This is a genomic window from Vibrio sinaloensis DSM 21326, from assembly GCF_000189275.1.
In the GTDB taxonomy this organism is placed as follows: domain Bacteria; phylum Pseudomonadota; class Gammaproteobacteria; order Enterobacterales; family Vibrionaceae; genus Vibrio; species Vibrio sinaloensis.
Genome location: NZ_AEVT01000087.1, coordinates 1 through 16,128 on the forward strand (window position 1 = coordinate 1; position 16,128 = coordinate 16,128).

Here is a 16,128-nt window from a genome sequence, read left to right on the forward strand (position 1 = left end):
TTTTTTTATGCAATGTCATCATGGTAACGACAAATAGAAACCCGATTTCGACCCGCTGTTTTTGATTCATAAAGAGCAATATCTGCACACTTATAGCTGCGTGTACTATCAGCCAACAGATCGGTCACCCCTGCACTTAATGTCACAGACAAATCACTGGCTAACTCCGCCGCGACAAGGATACGTTGTAAAGCTAGCTCAGCTTTAGCAATGCTGGTATGCGGTAAGATCACCGCAAATTCTTCTCCGCCAATTCGAGCAACAAAATCCGTATCTCGTAATGTCTGCTGAAGAATTTCTCCGATGCGAGTAATAACGCGATCGCCCTCATCATGGCCCAACTGATCATTCACTCGTTTGAAATAATCAATATCCAGCAACGCTAAACAAGTCGATTGGTTCGGATAACGCTCTTGCAATTTAGCATAGCTTCGCAACTCTAATTCAAATTTACGGCGGTTCCACAATTGCGTTAGCTCATCTTTTTCACTTAACGTTCTTAATCGCTCTTCAAGTTGCTTACGCTCGCTAATGTCTACGAGTGAACAGATGTAGTAACTCACTCGCCCCGACTTCGCCAGTACGCTTTGAATCCGCAATATTGCCGTTACTGGTTGCTCTCGATCCGCTTTGTTAAACATCACCTCCCCTTGCCAGTAATGCTCACTTGAGACATGCTCAAAGATCTCTAGCATCAAATCTAATTGATGATCACCCAACAGCTTAGCCAACACATTTTTAGACGCCGTCTCTCGCTTGGACAATCCTGTCAACTGGGTAAACTCATCGTTCACTAACACTGCTCGGTGGTTTCGATCTGAGATGATCACTGCCGACATTCCGCTTAATGCCGCTCGAGCTAATTGGCTTTCTATGCTTCTCTTACGGTAATGAATGACTAGCCAAGTCGCGGGAATGACAAATGCCAGCATCAATAACACAACCAGTGTCGCTTCTTGAAACAGCGCGTTGATATCTTGTGCCATAAGGGCGTTTAACTGTGCCGGGCTAATTTCAATCACTAGATACAACGCTTTTTGGGGAGACAGCTCTATACCGCTGTGAGCGATTAAGTAGCCGTTTTCAAGCAAATACCCCGAGCGCTGACGTTTCATGTTGTGCCACGAAGTTGGAAACTGTTTAGCTAAATTGTAGTGCTGACGACCTTCGATTAAATGACCAAAAAGCTTGCCCTTATTGTCTCCAATAAGGAAGTAGCCGTTTTCTCCCACTAACTGTGGCTTGAATACTTCATCAGGCGAGTAATTTAATCTTGAGGCCAAGTACCACACATCAATGTTCACCACCAAATACCCGGCTTTCACCCCTTCGACAAAAACAGGCGTAAACAGTCTTAGTGCTGGCTGATAAGGCTTAGCAATTTCTCCATGCTGGTGCTCTAAATCTACTCCCCAAGCACCAATTTCATTTTTAGCCAGCTCCTGTGCGAGCGTGAAGTATTCGCGTTCGGATTTATCTTGCAGATGCTCGACAGCCACCGCCTGGTTGCTGTGATTTTGGTAGTTCACTCGTATTGCTTCTTTACCTTCGAGATTCAGGTAGCGAATTTGACTGTACCAACGTTGGTTAAGTGCAACGGAGCGCCACACTTCCTCAACAACCGCTTTATGGTCAGAGCTCGGTTGCTGAACATAGTCATACAAGCTGCGACTGTGTGAGAGCAACTCGATAATGGATAGAAACTGGCTGCGAAAGGAGAGGTATTCACGTTCGCTGTATGAGAGTTGATGCACAGCTTGCTTAGCTGTTTGTGCAACAATCTGCTCCTTTAGCTGAGTAAACCTTTGATAATAGTAAGTGGTAACTATCAGTGAGAAGAATAGGGTTATCGCTAATAAATACGAAAAAACATATTTACGACGCATTTTTAGCAAAACTCCTAATCATTTGGCTGATTAGTATACCACTTACCGTATGTTGGATTAAAGATTAGGCTAATAATAGTTTTAAAAATAATGCAGCCATTAGTCGAGCTGGTAAGTCACGTCCACCCTATCGCGAATAACGATGGTAGAGTCTTGATACGTGTTCGATTCGGTTTTTGCATCCATGGCCATTGAGCGCATTAAAACAGGTTGAGAGCTAGGCATATTGTAATCGATGCGCCAGACACCTTTAATGTTTTTATCAAATCCCTTAGCCAAGAACTTCGCTTTACTGTTCGCATCTTGAATCGCAGCCAAACGTGCTTGCTCTTGGTACTTAGCAGGCTCTTTTACTTTGAGTTGAATGTTGTCAACCTGATTGATGCCTGCGTTCAGTGCCGTATCAAGGTATTGATTCAAATTGTCTAGCTGATTAACCGTCACATTAACCGTGCGACTTGCTCGATAACCCACCAGCTCTGGCTTACCTTTTTTGGGGTAGTGATACTGCGGGGAAATATACAAGTTAGAGCTAGTGATACTATCACCTTCAACCCCTTGCGCTTTCAGAGCCGTTAAAAAATCAGACACCACTTTATCAACAGACTGCTTCGATTGCTCAGCCGTCATCGTGGTTTCAACCACACGCACCGTAAACTGAGCCATGTCAGGTTTGGCAATCACTTCGCCATAGCCAGTGGTCGACAAATGTGGGAAATCTGGTACATCTGCTTGAGCAACAAAGCTCGCTGCCGTCAAGGAAAGAGCGGCCAATAAAGAAGGGAATGCTTTCATACTCGTTTACCATGTGTTGTTGACTGTCTACATGATAGGCAACGAACTGATTATGACCAAGCCATCACTTCGGTTCTGACAGAGATTTAACTCAATCATTTAGGTAAGTTATCGCCACTGTAGTCAACAATCGCCTGCGTCACTTGCTTAAGCAAACCACTCTCTAGCTGCCAGTGATGCCAGTAGATTTTGAAACTGAGCATAAACCCGGGAATTAAGTCGACCAGATGCCCTTGCTCTAGCTCTTTACTGATCTGTAATTTCGGGATTAAACAGTACGCACCACCAAGTAAGGCTAAGTTAACAAAGGCCTCAGAGCTTGCAACTCTATGATGCACGATACTGTCAGGGGAAAGGTTAAAATGCTGCTTAAGAAAGGTTTTATGCATTTCATCATAGTGGTCAAAGGAAACGGCAGGAGCATATTTTAGTGACTCACGAGTCACCCCATCAGGGAAGTACTGCTCAGCAAACTCGGGATTCGCCACACACACGTAGTCCATACGACCTAGGTACTCGCTTTGACAACTCGGCATTGGCTCTGACTCCCAACTAATGGCGCCCGTCACCTCCCCTTTACGCAGCTTTTCTAGCGTTCTGTCTTCAAGATCGACCGACAAACTCAACTCTACCCGCTTCTGTTTCATCACAGGCGCAAGAGCTGGAAGTAACCAAGTGGCTAGGCTATCTGCATTGGTCGCAATGAAAACCTGTACTGGACGCTCGGCCTCTTGGTTAGTCAATTCGGGTAATGCTTCTCTTTCTAGTAACTGAACGCGATGGTAAAAACCAAGCAGTTTTTTACCGGTTGTCGTGAGACGTAAAGGTTTTTCACGTATGAGAACAGGCTTAGCAAGAAAAGCCTCTAGCTGTTTTATTCTTTGTGATACCGCCGACTGGGAGAGGCATAACTCATTTGCCGCACGTTCAAAGCTACCCTGACTCATTACAGATTCTAGAGCTTCTAGCCATTTGTAATCCAACCCTCTCACCAGTTCCGTTCCCTATTAAATAAACGCTTACACACAGAAAAATTAGCAAAACTTATCTTTCATTAAAATCATTAATTTCACTAATTATCTTAAGTTACCTATTGTGAGGGCCACAAAGTCTTTCATTGCATTAGGAGTACACGTCGTGAGTTTTTGGTTAGTTCTGCAAGGGTTTGGTTTGGGTGCCAGTATGATCATCCCAATAGGCGCACAAAATGCTTATGTACTCAATCAAGGCATTAAACAGAATCATCATTTGACCACCGCGACCATTTGCAGTGTGTTAGATATGCTGTTTATCTCGCTAGGCATCTTCGGGGGTGGGGCTTTACTCTCGCAAAACAACACGTTACTACTGCTTGTCACGTTGGGCGGGATTGCTTTTCTTTCGTTTTATGGCTTCCTCTCTTTTCGTAGCGCATTTTCCTATTCACATCAGCAGCAAGAGCAAAACCGCTCCTTAGTAAAAGGGAGAAGGTCGGTCATCATAGGAGCGCTTGCGGTCACGGTGTTAAACCCGCATCTCTATCTCGATACGGTCGTCATCCTTGGCTCGATTGGCGGTCAGTTTGAAGGGCAAGATCGACTCGCGTTTGCTTTAGGCACCATTCTCGCCTCATTTGTCTGGTTTTACAGTTTATCGATCGGTGCTGCGAAACTCGCTCCTACGTTATCAAAACCGAGAGTAAAGCAAGGGATTGATGTCGCTGTTGGCCTTATGATGTTCATCATCGCTTTTATCTTGGTCAAAGAATTAGTTAGCCAATATTGGTAGGACATAATGAGTAAACTAGAACAGATCTATCGTAATAACCTAGCTCTTTTTGAAACCCTTGGAATTGAGTATAACCAGTGGACGCATGAGCCGATTCTCGATTTCGCTACCGATGAAAAAGTCGCGCTTGAACTGGGTTGGTCTGGTACCCACAGCAAAAGCTTATTCCTTAAATTGAAAGGTGGCGGATATGCCTTATACCTAACCGATAAAGACACGAGACTTGATAGCAAGGCCATCAAATCCGCACTAGGAAAACGAGTATCGATTGTGAGCGATGAGGAAATGACCGAAGTGACAGGTTGTGTTCCCGGAGCAGTAAGTCCCTTTGATTTACCCGAAGCGGTCACCATTGTGGTTGATACACGTTTGTATCAGCATCGCGAGATTTTATACACGCCGGGCTACCCAGATAGGACGATAGGCCTACCCGCCACCGAGCTTCCACGTATTTTGGCTCAGCTCGATAATCTGGTCGTCGAAATTTAAACGTTAAAAAAAGCGAGGATAAACCTCGCTTTTTTTCACCAGTCTGGAGCTTTAATTAAGCGTCAACTTTATTTAGGTGAACATCCATTTGTGGGAATGGAATTTCAATGCCCGCTTCATCAAGCGCTTCTTTGATGGCTTGAGTTGAATCGAAGTAAACGTCCCAGTAATCAGATGTTTTACACCATGGGCGCACAACAAAGTTTACTGAAGAGTCCGCAAGAGCCAGAACACCAATTTGGATATCTGGGTTCTTAAGAATACGCTCGTCTTTTTCTAGAACATCGCGGATCACTTGTTTGGTCTGCTTGAGATCAGCACTGTACGACACACCAATCACTAGATCGACACGACGCGTTTCATGACGAGAGTAGTTAGTAATCGCACCACCAATCACACTTGAGTTAGGCACAACAACCATTTTGTTGTCTGGTGTTTTTAGTACGGTTTGGAAGATTTGAATAGATTCAACGCTACCCGCAACACCGCCGATTTCAACATAGTCACCTGACTTAAACGGACGGAATGCAACAATAAGGACACCCGCAGCAAAGTTAGATAGAGAGCCTTGTAGAGCAAGACCAACAGCAAGACCCGCGGCACCGATAACCGCAACTACAGAAGCAGTTTGCACGCCTAAACGGCCAAGCGCTGCAATCAATACGATCACAAACAGTAAGTAGCGAACTAGACCATGGATAAACTCAACAACGGCTTTATCCATCTGTTTCTTTTCAAGAACTTTCGCAACACTGTTGGCGATAGCTTTAACAATGATGTTACCGATGAACAAGATCAGTACTGCAGAAATAATGTTCACACCGTACTGAATAAGTAAGTCTGAGTTATTTGATAGCCACTTCTCTGCTTGGCTTAAACCATCAACTAAGGGCGTTTCAATTCCCGCTGATTCACCTGCCATATTTGTATCCTCTTAAAATATCTTGGTTCTACGAACCTTACTGCTTTACTTAGTAACGCACATGGCAACACTATTCATTCACGAAAGTTATGCCATGGTCATTTTTTTGGCACGATATCTCATTTTTGACGATTTTCAAAGTCATGTTTTTGCAAAGACACAAAAAACATGACTTTTTCAGAAAGTGCCGATATCGAATGCTAAAGATTACGCAATACGTGCTAAGTCTGCCAGACCTATTATGGTTGCAAATGTCTTATAGGTGAAACCCAAACACAAAAAAACCCGCTCATAGAGCGGGTTTTGCGAACCTAATTCAGGAGAATTATAGTACGTCTACTGCGTTAAGGTCTTTGAACGCTTGCTCAAGACGAGTAACCATAGAAGCTTGTGCAGCGCGTAGCCATACACGTGGATCGTAGTACTTCTTGTTTGGCGCATCTTCACCTGTTGGGTTACCGATTTGACCTTGTAGGAAGTCACGGTTTTCAGCTTCGTACTGACGGATACCATCCCAAGTTGCCCACTGTGTATCAGTATCGATGTTCATCTTGATAACACCGTAGCCGATAGACTCTTGGATTTCTGCTTCAGTAGAACCAGAACCACCGTGGAATACGAAGTTTAGAGCGTTAGGTGCAATACCGAATTTCTCTGCACAGTATGCTTGAGAATCACGTAGGATAGTTGGAGTTAGAACAACGTTACCTGGCTTGTAAACACCGTGAACGTTACCGAAAGAAGCTGCGATAGTGAAACGGTGTGAAACAGCGTTTAGTTTCTCGTAAGCGTAAGCTACGTCTTCAGGAGAAGTGTATAGCTCAGATGCGTCCATATCAGAGTTATCTACGCCGTCTTCTTCACCACCAGTACAACCTAGTTCGATTTCTAGAGTCATATCTAGTTTAGCCATGCGCTCTAGGTATTGAGCACAGATTTCGATGTTCTCTTCTAGAGACTCTTCAGAAAGGTCGATCATGTGAGAAGAGAAAAGAGGCTTACCAGTTTGCTTGAAGAACTCTTCACCAGCATCTAGAAGACCGTCGATCCATGGTAGAAGTTTCTTCGCTGCGTGGTCAGTGTGAAGAATCACAGGAACACCGTAAGATTCAGCGACTGCGTGAACGTACTTAGCACCAGCAACTGCGCCAAGGATTTGGTTACCTTGACCTTCTAGTTTTAGACCTTTACCAGCGAAGAAAGCAGCACCGCCGTTAGAGAACTGAACGATAACAGGAGCTTTAACTTTAGCTGCTGCTTCTAGTACTGCGTTTACAGAGTCAGTACCAACACAGTTTACTGCTGGAAGAGCAAAGTTGTTCTCTTTTGCTACTTCAAAAACTTTCTGTACGTCGTCGCCAGTGATCACACCTGGTTTTACGAAATCGAAGATCTTAGACATGGATTTAATCCTATTTATCTGTCGTTTTAAAAATAAAACTTGTTAAGTTTAAATTCTTGCAAACGTTTGCTCACAACTCGCGCTATTCTAGCAAAAAAGTGTGATGTGCAGCAAACAAGAAAGCGGGAGAGAAACTCACCCGCTTTGGCTTAATTACTTAGCGCGCTCTTCAAGCATCGCAACAGCTGGTAGTACTTTACCTTCTACGAATTCAAGGAAAGCACCGCCGCCAGTAGAGATGTAAGATACGTCAGCTTTAATACCGAACTTGTCGATAGCTGCTAGCGTGTCACCACCACCTGCTACAGAGAAACCTGCAGACTCAGCGATTGCTTTAGAGATACCTGCAGTACCTGCTTCAAAGTTCTTGAACTCGAAAACGCCTACTGGGCCGTTCCAAAGAATAGTCTTAGCGTTACCAATGATTTCAGCTAGTGCTGCTGTTGAATCTGGACCTAGGTCGAAGATCATGTCGTCATCAGCAACGTCTGCAACGTTCTTGATTTCAGCTTCTGCGTTCTCGTCGAATGCTTTTGCACATGCAACGTCAGTCGCTACTGGGATAGAACACTCTTTCATTAGTTTCTGTGCCGTTTCAACTAAGTCAGCTTCGTATAGAGACTTACCTACGTTGTGGCCTTCAGCTGCAATGAATGTGTTCGCGATACCACCACCAACAACAAGTTGGTCAGCAACTTTTGATAGAGATTCTAAAACAGTTAGTTTTGTAGAAACTTTAGAGCCACCAACGATAGCAACTAGTGGGCGCTCTGGGTTATCCATTGCTTTACCTAGTGCTTCAAGTTCAGCAGCCAGAAGAGGACCAGCACACGCAACAGGTGCGTTCATACCAACACCGTGAGTAGACGCTTGAGCACGGTGCGCAGTACCGAATGCATCCATTACGAAGATGTCACATAGTGCTGCGTACTTCTTAGATAGCTCTTCTTCGTTCTTTTTCTCGCCTTTGTTGAAGCGAACGTTCTCAAGAACAACTAGCTCACCTGTGTTTAGCTCTAGGCCATCTAGGTAATCTTTAGCTAGCTTAACTTCGCAATCTAGAGCGTCGTTTAGGTAGTTAACTACAGGTTGTAGAGAGAACTCTTCTGCGTATTCACCTTCAGTTGGACGGCCTAGGTGAGAAGTAACCATAACTTTAGCACCTGCTTCTAGGCAGTGCTTGATCGTTGGTAGAGATGCTAGGATACGTGCATCAGAAGTCACTTTGCCTTCTTTAACAGGTACGTTTAGGTCCGCACGGATAAATACACGTTTACCTGCTAGATCCAGGTCAGTCATCTTGATTACAGACATGATGTGTCCTCTCAAATATTCAATAAGTAAAGTTTTCAGTAGCCCGGCAACCCTGCCAAGCCTATTAATTCTTTAAACTGGTTTCGATATGGAGTCACAGTTTATTTATTTCAAGGGTTAAAATAAATAATTCTCCTCGCTGCACTACGGCTTACTTTGCAGCTTGCATTGCGAGCGCAGTATCCAGCATGCGGTTCGCAAAGCCCCATTCGTTATCGCACCATACCAGCATCTTAACTAGGTGCCCGTTACTCACACGCGTTTGTGTACCATCAACAATCGCGCTATGGGGATCGTGATTAAAGTCGATAGAAACGAGCGGCGCTTCAGTATAGTCAACAATGCCCTGTAATGTACACTGAGATGCGTTAACAATGGTTTGATTTACGTCATTAACTTTCACATTTGTATTAATTGTGACACTTAAATCCATCGCAGTGACGTTTACAGTGGGCACTCGGACGGAAATTGCTTCGAATTTGTTAGAAAATTTCGGGAATATTCTTTCAATACCCTTATGCAACTTAGTGTCCACAGGAATGATCGACTGACTCGCTGCACGGGTACGTCTTAGGTCCGAGTGGTAGGCGTCGATGACTTGCTGATCATTCATCGACGAGTGGATTGTGGTGATGGTGCCAGACTCAATTTCAAATGCATCATCGAGCGCTTTGATGATAGGGACAATACAGTTGGTGGTGCAGGAGCCATTGGAAACCACGTTGTGTTCCGCTTTTAACGTGTCGTGGTTCACACCATAAATAATGGTATTATCAAGATCGCTGGCTCCAGGGTGCGAGAATAGCACCTTCTTAGCCCCAGCTTTAATGTGTTCTTGCCCATCCGCTTGAGTTCCAAACACGCCAGTACAGTCGAGCACTAAATCAACGTCGAGATCACGCCAAGGTAGCAGCTCAATATCGCTAAGGTGCAAGATGCGAATGGAGTCAAATTCACTATTGTCATGATGAATATAGATATGCTCTTGGTCGTTGGTCACCTTCTTGCCGAATCGACCGTGGCTCGTATCGTATTGCAGTAGGTGCGCCATCGCATCTGGCTGAGCAAGCTCATTCACCGCTACCACTTTAATTTGCTGGCTTTTGCCACTTTCATATACTGCTCGCAGTACATTACGACCGATACGTCCAAATCCATTGATCGCAATTTTAAGCATGATTCCATCGCCCTACATCATTTTCGTGTCACAAATACTACCTGATAGCACCCTAAAACGCATTAAGTTCGTGGGATGCATCGCAGGATTTATTTTATAAAACTTGATCAATATATTTCGTCTATGCATAGTAGCGATGAGTGCATCGTTTTTTATTGGCTGTTTCTACTCTAGTTTTATCAACCAAAGGAAATGACTATGTCTGGATACCCAGCCACTCACTTTTGTAAACAGTGCGAACAAGAAACGCCTCACAGTGAAGAGCTAGTGAGAAAGACCAGCAGCTACGACACGGACACTTCTCTTTTAGGTAGAATCAAAGTAATGGCTCATACCTTTATCAATGGCGGCCACTACTACGGCATGGACAGATACGTCACCTGTAAAGTTTGTGGTCACAAAGAGAAAGATAACTGGGGTAAAGAGTTTGAGTAGTTAACCCCATTACGCAAACCGGGCGCATAAAAAACCGAGCCAATCAGGCTCGGTTTTCTATTTTTGTCAACAGGAACTAAATTAAGAAAGTAGCTCTTTCGCTGTGTTTACTACGTTTTCAGTCGTGAAACCGAACATCTTGAATAGCTCTCCTGCTGGTGCAGATTCACCGAACGTTGTCATACCGATGATCTTGCCACCGAAGCCAACGTACTTGTACCAGAAGTCAGCAATGCCCGCTTCTACCGCGATACGAGCTGTTACGTCGGATGGCAGCACAGATTCACGGTACTCAGCGTCTTGCTTGTCGAATGCGTCAGTTGCAGGCATAGAAACTACGCGTACCTTCTTACCTTCAGCCGTTAGCTCAGCCGCAGCGTTAACCGCTAGCTCAACTTCAGAGCCTGTTGCGATAAGGATTAGCTCTGGCTTGCCTTCGCAATCTTTCAGGATGTAACCACCGCGCGCGATGTTAGCTACTTGCTCTTCGCTACGCTCTTGCTGTGCAAGGTTTTGACGAGAGAAGATTAGCGATGTTGGGCCGTCTTTACGCTCGATAGCCAGTTTCCAAGCGACTGCAGATTCAACCTGATCACATGGACGCCATGTGCTCATGTTTGGCGTTAGACGTAGAGAAGCCATTTGCTCAACCGGTTGGTGAGTTGGGCCATCTTCGCCAAGACCAATAGAGTCGTGCGTGTACACTTGAATGTTCTGAACTTTCATCAGAGCAGCCATACGCATTGCGTTACGCGCGTATTCCATGAACATTAGGAACGTTGCGCCGTATGGTACGAAACCACCGTGCAGAGCAATACCGTTCATGATCGCTGTCATACCGAATTCACGTACACCGTAGTGGATGTAGTTACCTGCTGGATCTTCAGCAGACACTGACTTAGAACCAGACCACATGGTTAAGTTAGAAGGTGCAAGGTCAGCAGAGCCGCCTAGAAATTCTGGGAGCATAGCACCGAACGCTTCTAGTGCGTTTTGAGAGGCTTTACGTGATGCGATGTTCGCTGGGTTAGCTTGAAGGTCAGCAATGATTGCGTTTGCTTTCTCTTCCCACTGAGCAGGAAGTTCACCATTTAAACGACGCTTAAGTTCTGCTGCTTCTGCAGGGTAAGCTGCAGCGTAGGCGTCAAACTTAGCATTCCAAGCGGCTTCTTTCGCTTCACCTGCTTGCTTTGCATCCCACTCAGCATAAACGTCTGCTGGGATTTCAAATGGACCAAACTCCCAACCAAGTTGCTTACGAGTTGCTGCGATTTCTTCCGCGCCTAGTGGAGCACCGTGACAGTCGTGTGAACCAGACTTGTTTGGCGAACCAAAACCGATAACAGTTTTAGTACAAATTAAAGTAGGGCGTGGGTCAGCTTTCGCCGCGACGATGGCTGCGTTGATTGCTTCAGAATCGTGGCCATCTACTGCTGGGATTACATGCCAGCCGTACGCTTCAAAACGCTTAGGCGTGTCGTCAGAGAACCAACCTTCAACTTCACCGTCGATAGAGATGCCGTTGTCATCCCAGAACGCGATCAGCTTGCCAAGACCTAGTGTACCTGCTAGTGAACACGCTTCGTGAGAGATACCTTCCATCAGACAGCCATCACCCATGAATGCATAAGTGAAGTGGTCAACGATGTCGTGACCTTCTTTGTTGAACTGCGCTGCTAACGTCTTCTCAGCGAGCGCCATACCTACAGCGTTAGTGATACCTTGACCTAGAGGACCCGTTGTAGTTTCAACGCCCGGCGCATAACCATACTCCGGGTGACCTGGAGTCTTTGAATGCAGCTGACGGAAGTTTTTCAGATCATCAATTGATAGCTCATAACCAGAAAGGTGAAGCAGAGAGTAAATCAGCATAGAACCATGACCATTTGAAAGAACAAAACGGTCGCGGTCAGCCCACTCTGGGTTTGCTGGGTTGTGGTTTAGGTGGTCACGCCAAAGGACTTCAGCGATATCAGCCATACCCATAGGTGCGCCTGGGTGGCCAGAGTTAGCTTGTTGAACACCGTCCATGCTTAGAGCGCGGATAGCGTTAGCGAGATGTTGACGAGAAGACATGTCAGCTCCTGAGTGCATTAAGCGAATCGTATAAATGTGGACGATAATTCTCTCAAAGCCCCCTAAGCTGTGCAAACGATTTCCAAGCTAAAAGCTCACAAAAATACGACGTTTCGCAGTGAATCAGTCAAAGTGACTAATAAGCCTCCTGAATAAAGCAAACGATTGGTTTTGGCTAATAACAAAAAAGAGCTTGTAATTCGAGCAATCAAAACTAGAATAGACGTCTAGATGTAGATACACCTACAATTATTAGTATTATTGAATGCTGGAGAGTTTGTAAACCTCCAACATTATTAACCAGATATAGTGGAGCTAACATGGCTAAGCACCTGTTCACTTCTGAGTCGGTATCAGAAGGTCATCCAGATAAAATTGCAGACCAAATCTCTGATGCTGTTCTTGATGCAATTCTTGAACAAGACCCAAAAGCACGTGTCGCGTGTGAAACTTACGTTAAAACCGGTATGGTCATGGTTGGTGGTGAAATCACTACTTCAGCATGGGTAGATATCGAAGAGCTAACTCGCCAAACGGTTCGTGAGATTGGTTACGTTCATTCAGACATGGGCTTTGACGCTGATTCTTGTGCTGTTCTTAACACTATCGGTAAGCAATCTCCAGACATCAACCAAGGTGTTGATAAAGCAGATCCTAAAGAGCAAGGCGCAGGCGACCAAGGCATCATGTTTGGTTACGCGACTAACGAGACTGACATCCTAATGCCAGCTCCAATTACTTACTCACACCGCCTTGTACAAAAGCAAGCTGAAGTACGTAAGAACGGTACACTGCCTTGGTTACGCCCTGATGCGAAATCTCAGGTAACCTTCCAGTACGACCAAGGTAAGATCGTGGGTATTGATGCTGTTGTTCTTTCAACACAGCACTGTGATTCAATCTCTACTCCAGACCTACGTGAAGCGGTAATGGAAGAGATCATCAAGCCAGTACTGCCTTCTGAATGGATCAACAAAGAGACCAACTTCTTCATCAACCCAACAGGCCGTTTCGTAATCGGTGGCCCAATGGGTGACTGTGGTCTAACAGGTCGTAAGATCATTGTTGATACCTACGGCGGCGCGGCTCGTCACGGTGGCGGTGCGTTCTCAGGTAAAGATCCATCTAAAGTAGACCGCAGTGCGGCTTACGCAGCACGTTACGTAGCGAAAAACATCGTTGCTGCAGGCATGGCGGATCGTTGTGAAATCCAACTTTCGTACGCTATCGGTGTTGCCGATCCAACGTCGATCATGGTTGAAACTTTTGGTACTGAGAAAGTTTCTCACGACGTGATTGTTGAAGCAGTTCGTCAGAACTTCGACCTACGTCCTTACGGCCTACAAGAGATGCTGAACCTACTGCAACCTATCTACAAGAAGACAGCAGCATACGGTCACTTCGGTCGCGAAGAGTTCCCATGGGAAGCTACGGACAAAGCAGCTATTCTTGCGGACTTCGCCGGCCTTAAGTAATTAGAACATAAGACATAGTCGAATCTAAAAGGGCTTTTGGGAAACCAAAAGCCCTTTTTCTTTGCCGATAAATGTCGCGCTGAAAGTTGTATTTTTTTGCCATCGGGTCAATAGTTAAAAATATGTTAACGAGATCAATCTTTATTGAATTTTATCTCGTAACAAAAGATAAACTCTTGCCCCAACCAAGAAGTCAAAGATCCGGGCATCGAGTTTCCAACGCATTCGAGTAGCTAATCTGCTCGATGAGAACAGAGAATCGATCAAGGAGGATTTATGCCTCGTACGGTGAATCCAAATGACTTCAGCGATAAGCGAAAGGAAGTCTCAGATGCGGAATACGCACGTACTATTCCGTGTAATCAGCTGAGTATCTCAGCACCATTCCATTGGCTGTCCCTCGGTCTGCACGACTTCGTTAGAATGCCAGTCATTAGCGTCTTTTATGGTTTGTGCTTCATGGCGGCTGCAATAGGCATAGTGTTGTTAGTGCAGTGGCAAGGCACGCACTTAGTCGTTATGCCAAGTTTGGTCGTTTACATGCTAATAGGCCCCTTCCTAGCCCTAGGGTTATATGACGCAAGTTGGGAAAGAGAACGTGGTCATAACGCAAGCCTACTTCATTCGATGAAAGCAATCGGACGTAATTCGTCCTCACAGTGGGCGTTTGCGGTATTACTTGCGGTGTGTATGATTTTCTGGATGCGCATTGCAGCGTTACTTCATGCCTTATACCCATCAGTACAAGGGGCACCACTCACCGAATTCCTGCCTTTCCTTGTGATAGGCTCAATGGTTGGCTTCGTGCTTGCCTGCGTCGTGTTTAGTATCTCCGCCTTTTCCATCCCGCTAATGATGGAGCGCCGCGTCGATATGATGACAGCCGTGTTCACTAGCTTTAACGCGGTGAAATCTAACATCCCGGCGATGGTGGTGTGGGCTGCGTTAATCTGCGGTGGTATCTTAGTCGGCTTTGCGACGTACGGTATCGGTATGCTCTTTACTATGCCCATTCTCGGCTATGGCACATGGCACGCTTATCACGAGACAATCAAGAAGAAGCATCACACTTAACAATGTCTATCGTTTCAAGCTATGATTCGCCCCAGCTATTGAGCTGGGGCTTTTTTATTTGGAGTAATAAGTGGACACTGAGTTACATTATCGAGCGCAAAAAAAGATTGCCCACTGCATCCAGCTTGCCGAGCTAGCCTTCCAGCGTGGATTCCCACAACCTGACCTAAGTTACAAACTGCGTGGCAAAGCGGCTGGCAAGGCGTATCTGCAGTTAAATGAAATTCGCCTCAACCCAACCTTGTTTCGTGAGAACCAAGCCGACTTTATTGCTGAAGTCATCCCCCATGAAGTCGCCCATCTGATCACATATCAAGTTTATGGCCGAGTTCGTCCTCATGGTAAAGAGTGGCAAGGGGTCATGGAAACCGTATTCAACGTCCCTGCTCGCACAACACACCATTTTCAAGTCGACTCGGTACAAGGGAAAACCTTTGAGTACCAGTGTGGTTGCACACAATACCCGCTTTCCATTCGACGCCATAACAAAGTAATGCGCAATCAAGCGAGTTACCGCTGCCAACACTGCCAGCAAACATTAATCTTCAGTGGTAAACAACTCTCTTAATTCAGTAGTTTCTCAACAAAAAGTTAAATTTATGCGTGTTAAACTGTAAACACTCATACTTTTATAGTACTTAACGATGAATAATAGACTGCTGTTGGGGGTCATTGTTGGGCTTGTTTCTAGCCTAGCAGTTGCCGCTCCCCCTTCTTCTTTCTCCAAAGCGAAAAAAGAAGCAATAAAAATCTACGCCGATCACCCTTCTAGTTTTTACTGTGGTTGCGATATCACTTGGCAAGGCAGAAAAGGCACTCCAGATCTAAACTCATGTGGATACCAAGTTCGCAAGCAAGAGAAGCGCGCGTCGCGCATAGAATGGGAACATGTGGTGCCTGCATGGCAATTTGGCCATCAACGCCAATGTTGGCAAAACGGTGGACGAAAGAATTGCTCTAAGAATGACAATGTATTTCGCTCTATGGAAGCTGACTTACATAACTTAACGCCAGCCATTGGTGAAGTGAACGGCGATCGTTCCAATTACAACTTTAGTCAATGGAATGGGGTTGACGGAGTGAGCTACGGACGCTGTGAGATGCAAGTTAACTTTAAGCAACGCAAAGTAATGCCACCCGACAGAGCAAAGGGCTCTATCGCTCGAACCTACCTTTACATGAGTAAAGAGTACGGTTTTAAATTATCCAAACAACAGACCCAATTAATGACCGCGTGGAACAAGCAGTTTCCTGTAGATGAATGGGAATGTGAACGCGATAAGCGGATATTCAAAGTCCAAGGTAATCACAACCCG

Annotated in this window: 15 protein-coding genes; 7 read left to right on the top strand and 8 right to left on the bottom strand. The window is 45.3% G+C overall.

Annotated features, from left to right (window positions below; all coding sequences use genetic code 11):
- Positions 1-5: 5 nt before the first annotated feature.
- From RH45_RS15565 to RH45_RS15575, 3 genes are all read right to left on the bottom strand, one after another.
- The gene (locus RH45_RS15565; RefSeq protein ID WP_008078767.1) at positions 6-1,886 is read right to left on the bottom strand and encodes a sensor domain-containing diguanylate cyclase; all 1,881 of its coding nucleotides are present in this window, start codon (positions 1,884-1,886) and stop codon (positions 6-8) included.
- A gap of 99 nt (positions 1,887-1,985) precedes the next feature.
- Positions 1,986-2,681 carry an oxidative stress defense protein gene (locus RH45_RS15570; RefSeq protein ID WP_008078769.1) on the bottom strand — a complete coding sequence of 232 codons (696 nt, stop codon included), beginning with the start codon at positions 2,679-2,681 and terminating at the stop codon, positions 1,986-1,988.
- 95 nt (positions 2,682-2,776) lie between these two features.
- A complete protein-coding gene (locus tag RH45_RS15575; RefSeq protein ID WP_008078771.1) occupies positions 2,777-3,673 on the bottom strand; it encodes a LysR family transcriptional regulator ArgP in 897 nt (298 codons plus the stop codon).
- Between the two features lie 145 nt (positions 3,674-3,818).
- Between RH45_RS15575 and RH45_RS15580 the strand changes: the two genes are divergently transcribed.
- A complete protein-coding gene (locus RH45_RS15580; protein WP_008078775.1) occupies positions 3,819-4,448 on the top strand; it encodes a LysE/ArgO family amino acid transporter in 630 nt (209 codons plus the stop codon).
- Positions 4,449-4,454: 6 nt separating this feature from the next.
- Entirely contained in the window at positions 4,455-4,937 is a 483-nt protein-coding gene (locus tag RH45_RS15585; RefSeq protein WP_008078776.1) for a YbaK/EbsC family protein, read from the top strand.
- Positions 4,938-4,992: 55 nt separating this feature from the next.
- Here the strand turns inward: RH45_RS15585 and mscS are convergent, their stop codons facing one another.
- The 4 genes from mscS to epd form a co-directional block, all read right to left on the bottom strand.
- Positions 4,993-5,859, bottom strand: a complete 867-nt coding sequence (gene mscS, locus RH45_RS15590) for a small-conductance mechanosensitive channel MscS (protein ID WP_008078777.1) — start codon at positions 5,857-5,859, stop codon at positions 4,993-4,995.
- A gap of 325 nt (positions 5,860-6,184) precedes the next feature.
- The gene (gene fbaA, locus RH45_RS15595; RefSeq protein WP_008078778.1) at positions 6,185-7,261 is read right to left on the bottom strand and encodes a class II fructose-bisphosphate aldolase; all 1,077 of its coding nucleotides are present in this window, start codon (positions 7,259-7,261) and stop codon (positions 6,185-6,187) included.
- Between the two features lie 153 nt (positions 7,262-7,414).
- Positions 7,415-8,575 carry a phosphoglycerate kinase gene (locus RH45_RS15600; protein WP_008078779.1) on the bottom strand — a complete coding sequence of 387 codons (1,161 nt, stop codon included), beginning with the start codon at positions 8,573-8,575 and terminating at the stop codon, positions 7,415-7,417.
- Positions 8,576-8,726: 151 nt separating this feature from the next.
- Positions 8,727-9,752 (bottom strand): erythrose-4-phosphate dehydrogenase, encoded by a 1,026-nt coding sequence (gene epd / locus RH45_RS15605; RefSeq protein ID WP_008078780.1) that lies wholly within the window; start codon positions 9,750-9,752, stop codon positions 8,727-8,729.
- A 198-nt stretch (positions 9,753-9,950) separates the two neighbouring features.
- Between epd and RH45_RS15610 the strand changes: the two genes are divergently transcribed.
- Positions 9,951-10,187, top strand: a complete 237-nt coding sequence (locus tag RH45_RS15610) for a hypothetical protein (RefSeq protein ID WP_008078782.1) — start codon at positions 9,951-9,953, stop codon at positions 10,185-10,187.
- Between the two features lie 81 nt (positions 10,188-10,268).
- Here the strand turns inward: RH45_RS15610 and tkt are convergent, their stop codons facing one another.
- Complete coding sequence (tkt, locus tag RH45_RS15615; protein WP_008078783.1) at positions 10,269-12,263, bottom strand: transketolase; 1,995 nt, start codon at positions 12,261-12,263, stop codon at positions 10,269-10,271.
- Positions 12,264-12,583: 320 nt separating this feature from the next.
- Here tkt and metK point away from each other — a divergent pair, with 320 nt between their 5' ends.
- The 4 genes from metK to RH45_RS15635 all read left to right on the top strand — a co-directional run.
- Complete coding sequence (gene metK, locus RH45_RS15620; RefSeq protein WP_008078785.1) at positions 12,584-13,738, top strand: methionine adenosyltransferase; 1,155 nt, start codon at positions 12,584-12,586, stop codon at positions 13,736-13,738.
- 276 nt (positions 13,739-14,014) lie between these two features.
- A complete protein-coding gene (locus RH45_RS15625) occupies positions 14,015-14,812 on the top strand; it encodes a DUF2189 domain-containing protein (RefSeq protein ID WP_008078787.1) in 798 nt (265 codons plus the stop codon).
- A gap of 70 nt (positions 14,813-14,882) precedes the next feature.
- The gene (locus tag RH45_RS15630) at positions 14,883-15,380 is read left to right on the top strand and encodes a SprT family zinc-dependent metalloprotease (RefSeq protein ID WP_008078789.1); all 498 of its coding nucleotides are present in this window, start codon (positions 14,883-14,885) and stop codon (positions 15,378-15,380) included.
- Between the two features lie 76 nt (positions 15,381-15,456).
- Positions 15,457-16,128: endonuclease (locus tag RH45_RS15635; RefSeq protein WP_008078791.1), on the top strand; the 672-nt coding region annotated here is incomplete at its 3' end.